The 17,922-nt window shown below is 55.8% G+C and carries 12 protein-coding genes; 9 read left to right on the top strand and 3 right to left on the bottom strand.

Features of this window, described 5'->3' with window-relative positions; translation table 11 throughout:
• The first annotated feature begins 132 nt into the window (after positions 1-132).
• Complete coding sequence (gene tnpA, locus V4U84_RS18600) at positions 133-603, top strand: IS200/IS605 family transposase (protein WP_148450426.1); 471 nt, start codon at positions 133-135, stop codon at positions 601-603.
• A 126-nt stretch (positions 604-729) separates the two neighbouring features.
• Here the strand turns inward: tnpA and V4U84_RS18595 are convergent, their stop codons facing one another.
• Positions 730-3,357, bottom strand: a complete 2,628-nt coding sequence (locus tag V4U84_RS18595) for a beta-mannosidase (RefSeq protein ID WP_334077689.1) — start codon at positions 3,355-3,357, stop codon at positions 730-732.
• Between the two features lie 270 nt (positions 3,358-3,627).
• Here V4U84_RS18595 and V4U84_RS18590 point away from each other — a divergent pair, with 270 nt between their 5' ends.
• The 5 genes from V4U84_RS18590 to V4U84_RS18570 all read left to right on the top strand — a co-directional run bounded on the left by V4U84_RS18590 (position 3,628) and on the right by V4U84_RS18570 (position 10,295).
• Positions 3,628-4,929, top strand: a complete 1,302-nt coding sequence (locus tag V4U84_RS18590; protein ID WP_334074312.1) for an ABC transporter substrate-binding protein — start codon at positions 3,628-3,630, stop codon at positions 4,927-4,929.
• Between the two features lie 102 nt (positions 4,930-5,031).
• The gene (locus V4U84_RS18585; RefSeq protein WP_334074311.1) at positions 5,032-5,928 is read left to right on the top strand and encodes a carbohydrate ABC transporter permease; all 897 of its coding nucleotides are present in this window, start codon (positions 5,032-5,034) and stop codon (positions 5,926-5,928) included.
• Entirely contained in the window at positions 5,925-6,758 is an 834-nt protein-coding gene (locus V4U84_RS18580) for a carbohydrate ABC transporter permease (protein ID WP_334074310.1), read from the top strand. The genes V4U84_RS18585 and V4U84_RS18580 overlap by 4 nt, the downstream gene beginning before the upstream one ends.
• Positions 6,759-6,793: 35 nt before the next feature.
• Entirely contained in the window at positions 6,794-8,626 is a 1,833-nt protein-coding gene (locus V4U84_RS18575; protein ID WP_334077688.1) for a cache domain-containing sensor histidine kinase, read from the top strand.
• A gap of 13 nt (positions 8,627-8,639) precedes the next feature.
• Positions 8,640-10,295, top strand: a complete 1,656-nt coding sequence (locus V4U84_RS18570) for a response regulator (protein WP_334074308.1) — start codon at positions 8,640-8,642, stop codon at positions 10,293-10,295.
• A 699-nt stretch (positions 10,296-10,994) separates the two neighbouring features.
• On the opposite strand, the gene melA is transcribed toward V4U84_RS18570, so the two are convergent.
• Both melA and V4U84_RS18560 read right to left on the bottom strand, forming a co-directional pair.
• Entirely contained in the window at positions 10,995-12,506 is a 1,512-nt protein-coding gene (gene melA, locus V4U84_RS18565) for an alpha-glucosidase/alpha-galactosidase (protein WP_334077687.1), read from the bottom strand.
• Positions 12,507-12,637: 131 nt separating this feature from the next.
• The gene (locus V4U84_RS18560; RefSeq protein ID WP_334074306.1) at positions 12,638-13,567 is read right to left on the bottom strand and encodes an AraC family transcriptional regulator; all 930 of its coding nucleotides are present in this window, start codon (positions 13,565-13,567) and stop codon (positions 12,638-12,640) included.
• Between the two features lie 146 nt (positions 13,568-13,713).
• Here V4U84_RS18560 and V4U84_RS18555 point away from each other — a divergent pair, with 146 nt between their 5' ends.
• From V4U84_RS18555 to V4U84_RS18545, 3 genes are read left to right on the top strand one after another with little or no spacing between them, the layout of a single operon-like run.
• Positions 13,714-14,715 (top strand): substrate-binding domain-containing protein, encoded by a 1,002-nt coding sequence (locus tag V4U84_RS18555; protein ID WP_334077686.1) that lies wholly within the window; start codon positions 13,714-13,716, stop codon positions 14,713-14,715.
• On the top strand, positions 14,696-16,609 hold the full coding sequence (locus V4U84_RS18550; protein WP_334077685.1) for a cache domain-containing sensor histidine kinase: 1,914 nt from the start codon (positions 14,696-14,698) through the stop codon (positions 16,607-16,609). The genes V4U84_RS18555 and V4U84_RS18550 overlap by 20 nt, the downstream gene beginning before the upstream one ends.
• On the top strand, positions 16,599-17,834 hold the full coding sequence (locus V4U84_RS18545) for a response regulator (RefSeq protein WP_334077684.1): 1,236 nt from the start codon (positions 16,599-16,601) through the stop codon (positions 17,832-17,834). Before V4U84_RS18550 ends, V4U84_RS18545 begins: the two co-directional genes overlap by 11 nt.
• Positions 17,835-17,922: the final 88 nt, after the last annotated feature.

Raw genomic sequence — 17,922 nt, 5'->3', positions numbered from 1 at the left:
TTGTCTAAGAAAACCCCCAGTTCGACTGGGGGTTCAGGAAAGCTTATAGCTATGAGTAAAAATCCCTTGACCTTTATGATAAGATAGTAGCCGGTCTGCCAACCGCACAATCAAATCAAGGAGGGCAAGGGAATGGATAAGAGCAGTCTAGCACATACGCGCTGGAACTGCAAATACCATATTGTATTTGCACCAAAGTATAGACGGCAAGTGATCTACGGGAAGTTAAAGCGAGAAATTGGGAAAATCATTCGAGAATTATGTGAGCGTAAAGGTGTGGAAATCCACGAAGCAGAAGCATGTCCGGATCATATCCATATGTTGGTGAGTATTCCGCCAAAGTTGAGTGTATCGGAGTTTATGGGGTATTTGAAGGGGAAAAGTTCGCTCATGATCTTCGATAAATTTGCGAATCTGAAGTACCGATACGGAAATCGCCAATTCTGGTGTAGAGGCTATTTTGTGGATACGGTAGGACGAAACAGGAAAGCGATCGCCGAGTACATTCGGAATCAGCTAACGGAAGATAAGAACTACGAACAACTCACGATGAAAGAACTGTTCGACCCGTTTACGGGTGAGTCGGTAGGAAAGGGCAAATAAAAAAAGCCCCTTTGAGGGGCAAGCCCGAGACCGCACGCGGTTGGCAGACTTTCAGTGCGCCTTCTTAGGCGCTTGCTAGTACCATGCCCTTATAGGGCTGATGGAAGCCACCGGCTAAGCCGGTGGTTATGACTGCACGGTATAATCCCGCATCGAACTTACGCTTAGCGCCCCGGGCGAGCCCGACACGAAAGCTTCGCTCCCCAAACCGCCGCGTCGGCGGAACTCCACGGTCACCGGCCGGCCGGGAATCAGGTCGAAGAAGTTGTCCGAGAAGAAGCCTTCCTCCTCGGCATGAAGCCAGACCTGTCTGGCCAGAGCGTCCGTGCTCAGCGTAAACGCGCTGCCGCCGCTGCCCCGCACTTCTTCCACGGTCACCGAGGCCTCGGGCAGCTCGATGTCCCGGAAGGAGGCAAAATAGTGATGCCGGCTGGCCAGCACCACACGCTCTCCGGCGGCCTCCTGCTCAACGGTCGCCAGCAGCACCACGCCGCGCGGGTCATGCCCGTTCAGCAGTTCTCCGGCTGGAGCTGTGTAGACCACCTCCGCGGCGTCCGCCGGAAGCGCGACTTCATGCGTACGTTCTCCGAGAGAACGGCCGCCGAAGTCGAACAGTTCCAGGCGAAGCCGGGCATGAAGCGGCTCCCTCCGGTCGGAGACGAGGTGGACCGTCACTACGCCCTTGCCTGCGTCCGCGGCCGTATTCGTGTCCGGACCCACGCCCTTGCCTTCCCCTGCTTCCCTGCCTTCGACACCCCCGTCGATCGACAACATGACCTCGCTGAAGCTGCGGCGCACGACATACTGAAGCGCCTTCCAGCGGCCGTAGTAGTCCATGCTTGCCCAGGAGGCGACGGGCCAGCAGTCGTTCATTTGCCAATACAGCGTGCCCATGCAATAAGGCTTGTTTCTGCGATGCGCCTCGATCGCAATTTGAATCGCATCCGCCTGCAGCACCTGGCTCATGTACAGAAACGCTTTGAAATCCCGCGGGCGGGGCAGATAATGATCCATGTAACCCTTGATCAGCTGGTTACCCCGGCCGTTCTTTTGGTGGGCAAGCATCACTTCGGATTCGAGCTCCAACTGGTCTTCCGTCGCGTACTTCAGCACGGAGGACAGCTCGGGAAACGACTGGAAACCGTATTCGCTCATGAAGCGGCCGACGCGTTCGTTATAATTGGAGAACGGCTCAACGGCATGCCATACGCCCCAGTAGTGAACGTCTCCCTCACCGGTGACCTTCGTAGCGTGCTGATGCTCATCTCCGGTCAGTTCGCGCAGCGGTGAGGACGGCCAGTAGGCGATACCGCCGCCCCACCGCTCCACGGCTTCCGGGAGAATCCGGTGGAAAATCGCTTCATAATCCGCCCAGATCTTCGTCCGCTGCTCCGTTGTGTAATCCTTTTTCCAACCCCAGCCGCCATTCTCGTCAAAATGAGCCCAGGCGGAGTCGATTTCGTTATTCCCGCACCACAGTGCGATACAAGGATGATTGCGCAGACGCTTCACATTGTATTCCGCCTCCGCGGCGACGCTGTTCAGGAAGGCGTCGTCTCCGGGATACATGCTGCAGGCAAACATGAAGTCCTGCCAAACGAGCAGGCCGTATTCGTCGCAAAGCTCGTAGAACACATCCTCCTCGTAAATTCCGCCGCCCCAAACGCGCAGCATGTTCATGTTCGACTCGGCCGCCGAGGCGATCTCGTGACGGTACCGCTCCGCCGTGACCTCCGGCGAGAAGCTGTCGTTCGGGATATGGTTGGCGCCCTTGATAAAGACCGGTACGCCGTTCAGTTCAAACAGGAATGAGATCCCCGCGTCATCCCGCCGGCGGACCAGCCGGATGTCCCGCAGCCCCGTTGTTACCCGCCGGCTGGAGACCGTTTCCCCGCCTTCGCGCAAACTCGCGGTAAACTCATACCGGTACGGTTCACCCAGTCCCCGGCACCACCACAGCTTGGGCTCCGCCAGCTCGGCAGCCAACTCCAGCGTCTGGCGGCCCGGCGTCAAGGCGACCTCTTGTGTCCAAGTCTGCCCGTCCGCGGCGACTTCCAGCGTTCCCCGCCATGCCGCATCGCTTTCGATCTCCACCACGGCCGTCAGCTTCGCTTCCTCGGGGCTCACCTTATCCTGCCGAATAAAAAGGTCGGTCAACCGCGGCCCCGACCAGCCGTTCAGCCGAACCTCCCGCCAAATCCCGCTGGTTACGAAGCGGGGGCCCCAATCCCATCCGTAATGATATGGAGCTTTGCGGGCAAAAATACTGACTTTCCGGTCCCCCAAGCCGCCCAGCTCGGATTGATCGTTCGTCGCGGGCAGCGGATAGCCCAGCTTGTCCAGCTTGGGCAAATCTTCCGCGATCGGAGAACGGAAACGGACCCGGAGGGTATTTTCACCAGGCAGGACAAACTCTCCAATCTCCAGGCTCCAAGCCCGGAACATATTGTCCGTGGGCAAGACATGGCGGCCGTTCACATAAATATCGGCATACGTATCCAAGCCGTCAAACACAAGCTCGATATGACGACAGCGTTTCCATTCTTCCGTTAGGGTAAACGAGGTCTGATATTCCCAATCCTTCTTATCGATCCACTGCAACTCGTGTTCATTCGTTCCATAAAACGGGTCGGAGATTACCCCGGTTCGCAGCAGGTCGCTGTGTACCGTTCCCGGAACCCGCGCTTCATTCCATTCCGATTCGTCGCAAGCTTTAAAGCGCCATTCGTTCAACACCTTATGTCGATTGGTCATAAGCCCTCCATCTTTCTCTTTGATATAATCCCATTATCCCTATTTCATTTTAAATATCAATATATTTGTTAGCATTTTGTTAGTAATAGTTATTTATCAAAACAAGAACTCATTTTCAGAATATTTGCTGTAATGTAACATGAAAGCTTTCCTGTATAATAAGACAATTCAAGACAACAAATAATAACTGAGTGCATTTAAGAACCATAACAATTAGTATAAAATAAACCTGTAAGCGCTAACAAATACCATAAATAAGGGGCGATCCAAGTGAAAAGAAGTTTTCTGCTCACATTTTTGATGGTCTTTGCCGTCTCCGCGATCCTGGCGGGCTGCGGCGGCAACGGCGGCAACGCCAAAACGGGAAATGCCGGCGGCACCGATACGGCCAATTCCGGAGGAACGGGCGGGGATAAACTGAGCGGCACAGTCACCTTCCTGACCAACCGTACGGATATGATCGGCAAAGAGTACGATGAATATGTCAAGCGCTTTAACGAGAAATATCCCGACATTAAGATCGAATTCGAAGCCAGCCAAACGGACTATAACCAGCAAGCCAAAGTCCGCATGGCCAGCGGCGAGCTTCCGGACCTGATGTTCGTTCCGGACATTCCGAACTCCGACCTGCCGAAATATTTTGCCACGCTCGACGATATCCAGTTCAGCAGCGAGCTGACCTTCAAGGATTTCAAATCGTATGAAGGCAAGCTGTACGGCATTACCACCGGCAACTCGACTTCCGGGATCGTTTACAACAAAAAAGCGTTTGCCGATGCCGGCATCACTGAAACGCCAAAAACCTGGGACGAATTCCTGGCTGCTTGCGAAAAGCTGAAGCAGAAAGGCGTCGTTCCGCTCGCCTCCAACTTCAAAGACAAATGGCCGCTCGGCAGCTGGGTTTTTGACATGCCGCGGATTATTGAAAACAACAAGAGCTTCCCTAACGAGAGAATCAATATGGAGGAGCCGTTCTCCATGGACAACGGCTACGGCAAGGCTATGACCCTGCTGAAGACGCTGGCGGACAAGAACTATCTGGAAAAAGACATCAACTCCACCAACTGGGAACAATCCAAAAAAGACTTGGCCAGCGGCAAAATAGGCATGTATTTCCTGGGCAACTGGGTCATTAATCAAGTCATCGGCGTGGGTGCCGAAGCGGATAACATCGGCTTCTTCCCGCTTCCTTTTGACAACTCGGGAGAATTGAGAGCAGCGCTCAGCCCGGACTTCTTCTATGCCGTCAACAAAAACAGCAAAAACCTCGAAGCAACCAAGACGTTCCTCAAGTGGATGATCGAAGAATCCGGTTACGAAGACTTTGCGGGCTTCATTTCGCCACTGAAAGGACGGGAATCCAAATTGCCGCAGCTGGCTGAATTCCAGGCTACCGGCGTGGAACTCCAAGAGGGCCAACCGGATGATCCGAAAGTCATCGAGATTTCCAACAAGGCGCAAATCGATTTGCCTGCCATCGCTCAGGAATTCGTGCTCGCCAAGGATCCTCAATCCGTTCTGGACAAATGGAACAAAGCTTGGGCCAAAGCCAAAAAAGATCTGGGCTACTAATATAGAAGCCTAAAACCGGCAAAATGGGTTATCCGCCAGAGATAATCCATTTTGCTTTCAAAATTGTCATTCATCTGAAGTGCGGAAAGAAGGGATAAAGGCATGTTCGGAACATTATCTTACAAAAAACAAAAAACGCTGATCATATTCTCCTTCCTGCTCATCCCGGTGGCCTTGCTGCTGTTGTTCACCTATTATCCGGCCGCCAAGCTGGTGTATTTCAGCTTTACCAATTGGGACGGCTACAGCCCGGAGAAACCTTGGGTCGGTCTTGACAATTACAAGGAGGTTTTCTCCAACCCGGATATTTTCGGTGTTTTTGCCCATAACTTTGCCTATTTTGTAATGGGTCTGATCCAGAATGTTATCGCGATTTATTTCGCTGTGATTTTGAACAGCCGGCTGCGGGGCAAAAATATTTTCCGCCTGCTGCTGTTCCTCCCGTATATTATGAACGGCGTAGCCGTTGCCTTTATGTTCGGTTACGTGTTCGACACTACGCAGGGATCGTTGAACCTGTTTCTGAACAGCCTGGGGCTGACCGGCTTGGGCGAAACCAGCTGGCTGGGCACCGAAGGCCTTGTCAACTACTCCCTGGCCTCCACCGGATTGTGGCGGTTTATGGGGTATAACATGGTCATATATATCGCATCACTGCAGGCGATTCCAAGTGATATTTATGAGGCGGCCAAAATCGACGGCGCCAATGCCTGGCAGACGTTCTGGCGCATGACGCTGCCCAACATGAAGCCGGTCATTCAGTTGAACCTGTTCCTGACCGTAACGGGCGCGCTCGAAGTATTCGACCTTCCGTTCGTTCTCACCAAGGGCGGTCCCGCCGGCGCGAGCCAAACTTATGTACAGCGCGTCGTGGAGACAGCTTTTGCCTACAACAACTATGGCCTGGCATCGGCGATGAGTATTATCCTGCTCTTCTTCGTTGTAGCGGTCGTGGCAATTCAGCAATTCGTGCTTAGCAGAGGAGGCGGCAGCAAATGAATTCCAAAAAATCTTCGTTCATCGGCGCCCTGAAATACCTGACCCTGCTCATAGGGGTGTTCGTTGTGCTCTTCCCTCCTTACGTGGTTATCGTGAACTCTTTTAAAGCGGATGAGGAATTCAACACGGCCAGTACGATGGCCTTGCCGAAAAGCTTCTTCAATTTTGAAAACTTCAAGGTTGTCTTTGAGCGCGGGGGGCTCCTGAGCGGGTTCGGAAATACGCTGATCATTATGGCCGTGGCGCTGATCTTCAACATCCTGTTCGGGACGATGGTCGCCTACGTTCTGGGACGCTTCGATTTTCGCATGAAAAAAGCGGTTTTCGGCGCCTATCTGTTCGCTACCGTCATCCCGGCCATTACCACCCAGGTGGCCACCTTCGGCATCATCAAATCGCTGGGGCTGTACAACACGCTGGGAGCGCCCATTATTTTGTACATCGGAGCCGACGTCATCCAGATTATTCTGTATCTGCAATTCATCCGTAATATTCCGTTCGATCTCGACGAAAACGCCATGGTGGAAGGGGCCTCGCTGTTCCGGATTTATCGGTCGGTCATCTTTCCGCTGCTGACGCCGGCGACGTCCACACTGATCATTCTGAAGTCCATCAGTATCTATAACGATATGTATACGCCATATCTCTACATGCCGAAGCAGAGCCTCGGGGTCGTAACTACGGTGCTAATGCGTTTTCAAGGCATCAACATTGCCAACTGGAACCTGATCAGCGCGGCGATTCTGTTGATCTTGCTGCCGACGGTTATCCTGTACTTTTTCCTGCAAAAATATATCTTTGAAGGCGTTGCCAGCGGTGCGGTAAAATAAAAGAAATTCCGTCAACACGAACAAGGGGTCCCATCATGAAGAGAATCCGCCATTTATTCCGAACATGCTGGATGTTTTTCGCCAACCTGTCAATGCAGAAAAAGCTTGTGGTCATTTTCATTTTCCTGATTTCCCTGCCGATCACTTATGTCAGCTATGCTTCCTACCGTGCCAACTCCAGCGTAGTGTTGACCAGTGCCACGACCTCGGCGGGGCAATTGACCGACAATGCGATGGACAAAGTCGATAGGTATATTGCGGACCTCAAACGTTATACTATACTGCCGCTCTATAACAAAGACGTTCAAAAATATCTGGACCAAAAGGGCACCGATTGGGACAAAAGCTCGGCCGTCAACATGTTCCTCATGTATCTGACCAACACTAAAGAGGAAATATCCGCGGTTTATATGACGGACCACTACGATTCGATTTTCTACTATAACAAACCGGGATTGGATCAGCTCTATCCCCAGGAAAGGCTGGCCGAATGGCGTGAACGGACGCGGGAAGCGGGGCTGGCCCCCGCCCTGACGGGGACGCGCTCCATTCGGGTCAACGGATCCGCGCATCGCCAGGTGTTCACCGTGATGCGCTCCATCCAGTCGGTAAGTACGCTTCAAGACATCGGAATCATTGCCATCGACGTGGATATCAGTCTGTTCAAGGAAATCATTACCCCCCTTAACGATGTGACTCACGGGAATGCCCTGATCGTGGATGAACGGGGGCGCGTCGTATATAACGAGAACCAGGGTGAACTGGGGAAGGATTTAACGGGGAGTCCGCTTTTAGCCCAGGCGACAGGGACCAAGGGAAGCTTTCGCCTTGAAATCGAAGGCAAACCTTATATGGCGGTGTATACGGTCTCCGGCCAAACCGGATGGAAAACCATCGTATCCATTCCGCTGGAAGAACTGCTCGCACCGATGAAGCAATCCCGCAACACCATGCTGATTATGGCGCTATCCATTATCGGATTCGCCCTGCTGGTCGCCATCATCATTTCGTACGCGCTGACCAAGCCGCTGAAGCGGACGGTGCAGCTCATGAAGCAAGTGCAGCGCGGCAAGCTGGACGTATTCGTCAATGTCAAATACAATGATGAGATCGGCATGCTGGGCAGCCATTTCAACCGGATGATCGGACGAATCCGGGACCTGCTTCAGGAAGTGTACGAAACGGAAAAAAGCAAACAAAAGGCGGATATGCTGGCCCTGCAAAACCAGATTAACCCGCATTTTATATATAACACGCTGGAATCCATCCGCATGCTGGCCGAGCTGAACGATGACGATCAGGTGGCCGAGCTGACCTACCTGTTGGGTCAGCTTCTTCGCTACAGCATAACCCGCAGCGATGAGATCGTCACGGTTCATCAGGAGCTTGAACATGTCGAGAATTACCTCAAACTGCTGCAAATCCGGTTTCCGGGCAAGATCAGCTACCGCTTCAGCGTCCCCGAAGCCTACATGTATTTGCCGCTGATCAAGCTCGTTTTTCAGCCGGTTGTCGAGAACGCCATGTTTCACGGCCTGGAAAAACAGGAGGAAGCCGGCACCATCACGATCCGGGGCTGGGCCCAGAACGAGGATGTCCTGTTTTCGGTACAGGATGACGGCGTAGGCATGAGCGAGGAACGGCTCGCTTCGCTGAACGAAAGCCTGAGCGACGGTAAAATCGACAAATTTGGCATCGGATTGCGCAATGTCAATGAACGTTTGCGTTTGTATTACGGGGAAAGCTCCAGTATGATCGTGGACAGCAGGCCCGGCGAAGGAACGACCGTCACGCTGCGGATCGCCGGACTTCTCGGGAACGGTCCGACGACGACGCTGGAGCTGACGAGCCCATGGGCACAGGAGTAAAGGAGGGATTGTCATGCTTCGTATCGCCATCGTCGACGATGAAACTTCCATTCGCGAAGGGCTGGGGAAAATCATCCGCCGGGAAAGCGAACAATACGAGGTCATCGGCACGTTTTCCAATGGACAGGAAGCGTTGGAATTCGCCAGAGCGGAACAGCTCGATGTCGTAATTACCGATATACGCATGCCGTTGATGGACGGACTGGAGTTGATCAAGGAGATCAAGGCGGTGAAGCCGGAGACCCGCTGCATTATTATGAGCGGGTTTACGGACTTTGAATATGCCAGGCAGGCCCTGCGGTATTCCGCGGTGGATTATTTGCTTAAGCCGATCAACAAAAAGCAACTGCTCGAGCTGCTTCAAAAACTGGACGAGGACAAAGCGGTCCGGCTCGGCAAAAACCTGCAGCTCCGCTCGGGTCTCCTGATTTCCTATATGAAAAGCTCCCCTTCCCTCTGCCCGAAGCTCCCGGAATTGGCGCTGCCCCTGCCCTTTTTTGCGGTCATCGTGATCAAGGGCAGCGATATGGATGCGCTTCGCTCCAGCGTCGGGCTTATGCAGCGCCAGCCGCAGCACCTGTTCGACGCCGTCGACACCGGGGAACAGCTGATTACGCTGGTCAGCTACTACGCCGCTCCGCCGCAGGCAGAGGATACGGCCCGGCTGACCGGCGCGCTGCGGCAGTTCCCCCACCCCGGCGTCGTCCTGGTTGGAGTCAGCCGGGGCTACAGCGACCCCGCCCGGCTCGGAGAGGCGTTCGCCGAGGCGAAGCTGGCCTGCGAGCGGGGGATGTACCGCGAGCAGGCCTGGAGCTGCGAGACTTTCGGCGAGGAGAAGGCGGAGTTGAGCGAGGGGGCTGCGGCCGCCGGGCTTTTGGCCGCGGTCCGCGAAGCGTTGACCCCGCCGATCCAGGTGCTGAACGCGCAGGAAACGCTCCACACGGTGGAGCGGCAGCTGGACGAACTCCGGCAGGTCCGGGCCTCCCGGATCGTGCTCCTGCAATACTGCCGGATCGTGCTCGAGACGGCTGAGGCCGAACTGCCCGAATGGCGCAAAGCTTTCGGGCACGCCGCAACAGGCCCGGCGGCCGAGGCTGGGGAGGACCCGGTCTCCGGGCCTGGGCCTGGCTCCGCATCGGCGTCGGCCGTTTCGGCAACCGCTGCCTCCGAAGACCGGGCAGTCCCGGCAGACTCGGCAGCGGCGGGAACGCCGGAGGTCCTGGAACGGTATCTGGAGGCCACCCTTAAGTTCGGCGAATTCAGAAAGCTCTTGACCGGCACGCTTGGCCGAACGCTACAGAACATTCGCGAGGGACGGCTGGCGCAGGGCGGCAAATCGGTCGAGATCGTGAAAAAGTGGATCGAAGAGCATTACGGCGAGCCGGCCGAGCTCAGCAGCCTGGCAGGCATGGTTTACCTGACGCCGACCTATTTGAGCAAGCTGTTCAAACAGGAGACCGGCATGACCATCACCGACTATTTGATCGAGGTCCGGATCAAAAAGGCGAAAAAATTGCTGGCCGACGCCTCCAAACTCAAAATCCATGAAGTCGGTAACGAGGTCGGTTATCCAGATCCGGCTTATTTCAACAAGCTGTTCAAGCGGATTGTCGGCGTCACGCCCAATGAATACAAGCGAATCAGCCAAACCCACACCTCCCCCTCCTGACGGGAGGTGTGTCTTTTTCAAGAAAATAACGGATTTTTAGACCGCCATTTCAGGGCCCTATTTTTATTGAACCGCCTGGCTTCATATAAAGCCCCGAAAGGAACTGGCGTTTAAAGCCCCGAAAGGAACTGGCGTTGCATTAACCCGCGGAGGTCTAACGGCTTAGCAGCCTCCCTTTGAAGCCGGGCAGGTGATTAAGGGCCTTTTGCGCCGCTATTTTCTCGAATTCGGCTCACCGGTGTGAAATAGATGTCCTTTAGGTCTTATTTTTGGAAAAAGCGGGCCAAAACCTGATTTCGAGACCCGCGACAGAGCAATAAGGCCCTTTTTGACCGCTATAATTCCCCCGGAGCCGAATCAGGCCGAAATAGCGCCCCAAAAGTCCATTATCTCATCAAGCCCCCTCGCCAGAACGTGCCCTCCGTGTCATGCGTACCCGCCGTGCCAAAAAGATGCGAAAATGCAGGAATTTCGGAAGATTAAGACGCCTCACAATTAAAAAGATGCAAATCTGCAGGCATTTTCCGCATCTTATCTGACCCGGGGAGATTTCGGCGAAAATTCCTGCAGATTTGCAGGAATTTGAAAGTATCCGCCTCTATGCCCAAAAGTTCCTGCAGATTTGCAGGAATTTCTTCGAAAAACCAAGGGACGCCCTCCCCCATCCGGCCAGCGGATGGCGGGGGCGCCCCTTTTGTGCTAGTTCGCGCCGGCGGAGGCGCGATCCTTGCCTTTGTCCGCTTCGCGGGCGTTCTTGTTCGCCGCTTCGCGGTCTTCCATCATCTCCGCTACGCTCTTGACCGCCAGGCGGGCCGCTCCCGCATAGCCCTCCCGGGTCGGCAGCCGCTTCCCTTCGGCCCGGCGGCGCTTCGCCTCCGCAATCGCCGCCGCGTACTGCGGCAGCCAGGCTTTCTGGGCGATCAGCATGTCGTCGACCATCTGCCAAATCTCCGGCGGATTGCAGACCGCGCCGACCAGCGGGTCCATCATGAACGCCTGGCGCAGCAGCCGGTCGTCGCCATGGACGGCCGCTTCCACCGCCAGGCGCTGCACGGAGATGCTGGCGCTGCACACCGCGGCCGGGCCGAGCGGCAGGGGGCCGACATGCGGCATGGAAATGCCGTTGCCGTCAACGTAGCCCGGCGCTTCAATGACCGCGTCATCCGGCAGATTGGCGATGATGCCGCGGTTGACGACATTGAAATGGCCGCGGTACACCCGGCCCGTCTCCAGGCCCTCGATAATGTAGGAGCCATGCTCCTCGCTCCGCTCCTCCGCCTTGTAGGCCAGGGCCGGCTCTTTCATCCAGTTCGGGAAATCCGTCTCGAACCAGTTGCGCCCTTCCGTACACACCCGCAGGTAGCCGCCGGTCTCGCCGTTGATCCAGTTGCCGAGATCAATCCACTCCTTAATCTCCTCCGGCCGTTTGCGATACCAGGGAACGTACTCGCTCAAATGGCCGTTGGATTCCGTGCTGTAGTAACCGAACCGGCGGAGCATATCGATCCGCACCTTCTCCGTCCTGGAAAAGTCCGGATGCCGCTCAAACGCCTCCAGGAGTTGGCCCGTCAAGTCCTCCCCGTTGTGCTTGATCCCGATATACCAGGTCTGATGGTTGATCCCCGCGCAAATGATGTCGACTTCTTCCTTGGTGAGGCCGAAAGCTTCGGCAATCTGATGGTGACCGCCCTGCACGCCGTGGCAGAGCCCGACCGTCCGCACGCCGCCGTACTGGTTGCAGGCCCAGGTCAGCATCGCCATCGGGTTGGCGTAATTCAGCAGCAGCGCATCCGGCGCGGCCACTTCCCGGATATCCCGGCAAATGTTCAGCATCTCGGCGATCCCCCGCTGCCCGTACATAATGCCTCCGGCACAAAGGGTGTCGCCGACACATTGATCCACGCCGTATTGCAGCGGAATATCGACGTCCGTCGCGAATGCCTCCAGCCCGCCGACGCGGATGGTGCAGATGACGTACTTCGCATTCTTCAACGCTTCGCGGCGGTCCAGCGAAGCCCGGATCGTGATCGGCAATCCGTTTTCCCGGATATCCCTTTGACACAGCTCCGTCACCATTCGCAAATTAGGTTCACTGATGTCAGTAAAAGCAACCTCAATATTCTGAAACTCCGGCACGGCCAGCAGGTCGCGAAGCAATCCTCTTGTAAATCCAATGCTCCCTGCCCCAATAAACGCCACTTTAAACGACATGTCCATGACCTCCCCAAGCTTAAAATCTGCTTCCGGATCCCGCAGCTTCCGGGATCTCTTATCACCACCCATTTTAGCAGGGAGATCTAAGCAAGCGTTATCAAGATTCTGACTTATCCGCCGGCTTACTGTCAAAAATCCTCACTTATCACATCCGGCGCAACCTTCTGAGCATGCAGGGAATTCCGGTATTCGATCGGAGTTGCGCCCATATGCTTTTTAAACAATGCGTGAAAATACTGCCGGCTCCCCACCCCCACATAGTCGGCGATGTCGGCGACCGGGATGTTGGTATGAAGCAGCAGCATGGCCGCTTTATCCATCCGCAAGCGGGTCAGGTACTGCATAAGCGTTTCGCCCGTATGCAGCTTGAAGATTCGCTGCAAATACCCTGGATGCAGGTTAACCACCCCCGCCGCATCCTCCACGCGGATCTCGCGATCGTAATTCTCGTGCAGGTACCCTAGACACTGTTTAACGTAATAATTCATCTCCTGATGGTTGCCGCTTTCATTCTCTTCGCGAAGACGACTCAGGGAAATCAGCAGCTCCGCGAACAGCAGCCGCACCATTGGCGACGGTCCTTCGTCCGCATGCTGCCGGTCGAGCTCCAGTACCAGACTTTTCAGCGTACGGTAGATTTCTTCGGGATCGCGCAGGAGCAGATAATAAAACGGACGGGTCAGCATGGCCGAGACTTCCCTGCCCGCCCCTTCCAAGCACTGGCGAAGGGAAGGGAACCGCCCGCTGCATGGGGCGAACCGGAATTCGATGTTCAGTATCCGGCAGGGAGAGTGCCCCTCGACGATCAGCCGGTGGGGGACGCCTGCGTCAAGCAGGATGAATTCGCCCTTTTTGAGCTGCATCCCCACAGAGCTTGGGCGTTCCGGCACCCGAACCTCGACCCGGCATACCCCCGAGAGAATATACATGATCTCCGTCGAGTCGTGGCGGTGAAACGACATATCCCATTCTTCCCACTGCTTAAAGTAGTAGGCCGTAAACTCCGGTTGGAATTCTCCGTCCATCAAGCCCGTTCGATACAGACTGCCGCGTTCCATGGGGCCCCTCCTTTTCTTCTTGGATCGTTTTGTCCCTATTTTATCAGGGGATGGGTTTCCCCAGCAAAACCCTGTATGATATGGCTGGGAATGGCGGGAACCCTCCCGTGCGGCATCCTATCCACATTGATGAAAGGGGTTGCAAAATGAAAAAGCTTGGTTTGATTTATGTGCTGCTTATCGGATGTTTTTTGCTTTACGCGGCGGATTACCGCAGCAAGAGCCACCTTGAGGCGTCCTGGCAGGCGGGCGGACTTCGGGGCGAAATCGGTGAAAAATACATCATGGTCACGTTTCAGATGGGCATCGATTATTGGAAAAGCAGTCTGAAAGGATTTGAGGATGCCGCCTCCGCGCTTCAGGTTTCCGTTGAATACCGGGGAGCCACCCAGCGGGACGTGAATGAGCAGATTACGGTCCTTGAGCAGGCGATCGCCAAAAAGCCGGCGGGGATCGCCATTTCCGCCATTCACCCGCTGGAGCTGAACGCCACGATTGATAAGGCCATGGAGGCCGGCATCCCGGTCGTTCTGTTCGACTCGGACGCTCCCGGCAGCAAAGCGTATTCCTTCCTCGGCACGGATAACTACAGCGCCGGGGTCATGGCGGCCCGGCAGATGGCCGAGCTTACGGGGGGACAGGGGCGGGTCGCGATCGTGACGCTTCCCGGCCAGCAGAACCATGAGGAACGCACCCAGGGATTCGCCGACACGATCTCCCGGGAGTTTCCCGGGATGGAGGTGATGGCCGTCAAGAACGGCAAGGGCGATCCGCTCCTCTCCAGACAAGCCGCGGAGGAAATTTTGTCCGACGATCCCGGGATTGCCGGGATTTTCACCACGGAAGCCAACGGGGGGATCGGCGTTGCGGAAGCCGTTCGGGAGCACCTGAAGCGGGGAAAGTCGGGGCCGAAAATACTCGGCTTCGATACCGACAAAGGGACGCTCGATCTGGTCAAGAGCGGGGATATTGCGGCCACGATGGCGCAGGGTACCTGGAATATGGGGTACTGGTCGCTCCAGTATCTTTTTTCCTTAAAGCATGACCCTCCCGCGGCGCAAAATCCCGGCTCTTCCGTTCCCCGGAGAACCGACACCGGCATTACGGTAGTGACGCGGAGGAATGTCGATGATTATTACGCCAAATAAACGGTTAACGGGACTGGCGCGGATGTCCATGAACAATATGCCGATCCGCTATAAACTGATCCTTCATTTCCTGCTGATCAGCATTCTCCCTTCGATCGGACTGGGCTTTCTCGTCAACTGGTCGGCGGACCGCGTCATTGAGCGCCGGATGACGGAGAATACGCTGCAGCTGATCGGGAAGGTCAACCAAACGCTGGAGGCCTATGTCGAGAATTTGCAGAACATCACCTATTTCATCTCTTTTAATCCCGAAGTCCAGGACTTCCTGAAAAAAGGGACCGCCGGGACCGGTAGCCGTATCGCCATCGGCAGTCCACAGCCCGAAAGCGGCGCGGAACCGGCATCTTATGCGATCCGCAAATTTCTGCAGGGCTTCACCACCCTGCATTCCGAAGTCGCCGGCATTCTGATTGTCAACCGCCGCGGAGCTTACCTCAGCAACGAAATGTATGCCCGCTATCCGAACCAAAGCCTCACGGAGGAGGAATGGTATTTGGAAGCCGTCCGGAACAAAGGCATCTTCAAAATTGTAGGCCACCCTTCCGGCCGCAACGTTACGACGCATGCCAGTTACAAAGACAACGAGGTCGTTTCGGTCGTTCGGGCCATCCTGGATCCCGAAACCGGCGAGACGCTGGGCGTCGTGCTCATCGATCTTAAGCTGCGGGTTATCGCCGAGACGGCGCAGGATGTACGACTGGGCAAAACCGGCTACCTGACGGTGCTGGATCCCGGCGGCGAGATGATCTATGCGCCGCCGGAGCCCTATGTCGGGAAAATTCCGCTTTCGTGGCTCAAAAGCCAATCCGGAGCCGGTACGTCCACCCATGAGGTGAACGGGCGCAAGCTGCAGTTTATTTATCGGGAGTCCGCTTTCACGGGATGGACGACGGTCGGTGTTTTTTCACTCAAAGAATCCGCCGCGGAGACGCGGGAAATCCGTTTTTCGATCGTCAGCTTCGTTTTCTTCGTCTGTCTGCTCGGGATGACCGCCTCCTTCTATTTGGCCTATTCCCTGTCCAGACCGATCGGACAGCTGATGTCCTTTATGCAAAAAGCCCAGGCCGGCGACCTGACCGTCCGCCACTGGGGCAACCGCTCCGATGAAATCGGGCTGCTGGGCCGGAAGTTCAACGCGATGCTGCAGCAGATCAACCGCCTGATCAAGCTGACGGAGCGGCAGGAGAGGCAAAAGCGGGAGGCGGAACTGCGCAGCCTGCAAGCTCATATCAAGCCGCATTTTCTATACAATACGCTAGATACGATTCACTGGATGGCCCGGCGCAAAGGAGCCGAAGATATCGCGCAATTGGCCGAGTCCCTGTCCAAGCTGTTCCGGATCGGTCTCAGCAAAGGGAACGACATCATTCCGCTGAACGATGAGATCGAGCATATCCGCAGCTATTTGCAGATTCAGCAGGTGCGTTACCAAAACAAGCTCAGCTATTCCATCGACATCGATCCCCGTGTGCAAGGAGCCTATGTGTTGAAACTGATTCTCCAGCCGATCGTCGAAAATGCCATCTACCACGGCATTAAGGAACGGCGCGGACCGGGCAGGGTGGAAATTCGGGGGAGCGTGCGAAACGGCGGGCTTGAGCTCACCGTCCGGGATGACGGAAAAGGCATGAATGCCGAACGGCTGCTTGCGCTCCGCCGCTCATTGGCCGCTGCCGGAACGGCCGAACCGGCGGGGGCTGCCTCCGAACCTGGCCCCGCCGGGGGAAATGGCTATGGCATGCTCAATGTGCAGGCCCGAATCGCCCTGACCTTTGGGAACCCCTACGGAATCTCGGTCGAGAGCGAGGAAGGCGAAGGTACGACTGTTACAGTAACGCACCCTATCCTAACGGAACCCCTACTAGCGAAAGGAGCTGGCGAAGATGGCGAATAACAATCCGGGGACCGCGCTCCCCGACTGCAAGGTGCTGATCGCCGACGACGAAGCCATTATCCGCGAAGGCATCCGGGAAAGCGTCCGCTGGTCGGAACTCGGGATGCGGGTCGTCGCGGAGGCCGAGGATGGCGAAGAAGCGCTCGAACTGGCGCTGCGGCATGGCGTGCAGATCGTGCTCGTCGATCTGAACATGCCGATTCTGGACGGCATCGGTTTAATGGAGAAGTTAAGAGAACAGCTCCCTGCCTGCAAAATCATCATTATTACCGGGCATGATGAATTTGCTTACGCCCAGAAGGCCATCCGCCTCCAGGTCAAAGACTATATCCTCAAGCCAGCCAATCCGGCCCAACTGGAACGCGTGCTGCGTCAGGTCCGCGGGGAACTGGAGCAGGAAGCCGACCGGCAGCAGCAACTGGAAACGGCTTCCCGGCAGTTTTCCCGAAACTACCCGCTCCTGCGGGAGCGGTTCTGCCAGGAATGGATGGGCGGCCATATGGACGCGGATGAAATTGCGGAGCATTTGGAGTTTCTGAACCTTCCCGTCCTCCCCCCCGCCCTGCTTGGCGTGATCCGGCTGCGGGAAGCGATACTGCCTCAGCCGGCCTTGAAGGAGCAGGAGCGGCAGCTTTATCTCTACGCCGTGGAAAATATCGCCGCCGAACTGCTCACCCCTTACCCGAAAGCCATTTATCGCGACCCCTTCGGGTTTGTGGTCATCCTGCTGTGGGATGCTTCCGCTCCAGCCGAAGCCGCCTTCCGCCGGATCGAGCCTGCGGCGCGCACCTTTCTGAAGATCGCCGTCGATCTGGAGGTCATGGAAGGCGGCGGAGACCTGACGGAGATTCCGGCGATTTACCGGAAATGCAAAAGCGCCGTGTTGAAGGAAGCCCCGCTCTCACCGCTGGTGCGGCGGGCCAAATACTATATCCACGACCATTATGCCGATCGTGGTTTGACGCTGGAGCGGATCGCCGCGGAACTGCATACCTCCCCGGTTTATTTAAGCCGTCTGATCAAACAGGAACTCGGCGTATCCTTCAACGGCTATTTGACCCGGCTGCGGATGCGCAAAGCCATTCAGCTGCTCCACGCCACGGAACTGGCGATCCATGAAATCGCCGAGCGGGTCGGCTACGAAACCCAGCATTATTTCAGTACGGCGTTCAAACGGACGACGGGCGTTTCGCCGCTGCAATTCCGGAAGGGCGAGAAAAGTTAATTTTTTATAAAAAGAGTAAATTCCGTATAAATACGCGACGCTCCCCCGTTGCTATACTCGGTCATGAAAACTGCAAACGCATTCATTG

Origin of the sequence: Paenibacillus sanfengchensis (assembly GCF_036864765.1) — a bacterium.
GTDB classification, from domain to species: domain Bacteria; phylum Bacillota; class Bacilli; order Paenibacillales; family Paenibacillaceae; genus Fontibacillus; species Fontibacillus sanfengchensis.
Note: the sequence above shows the minus strand (reverse complement) of the source record. Positions and strands in the feature narration are given on the sequence as shown.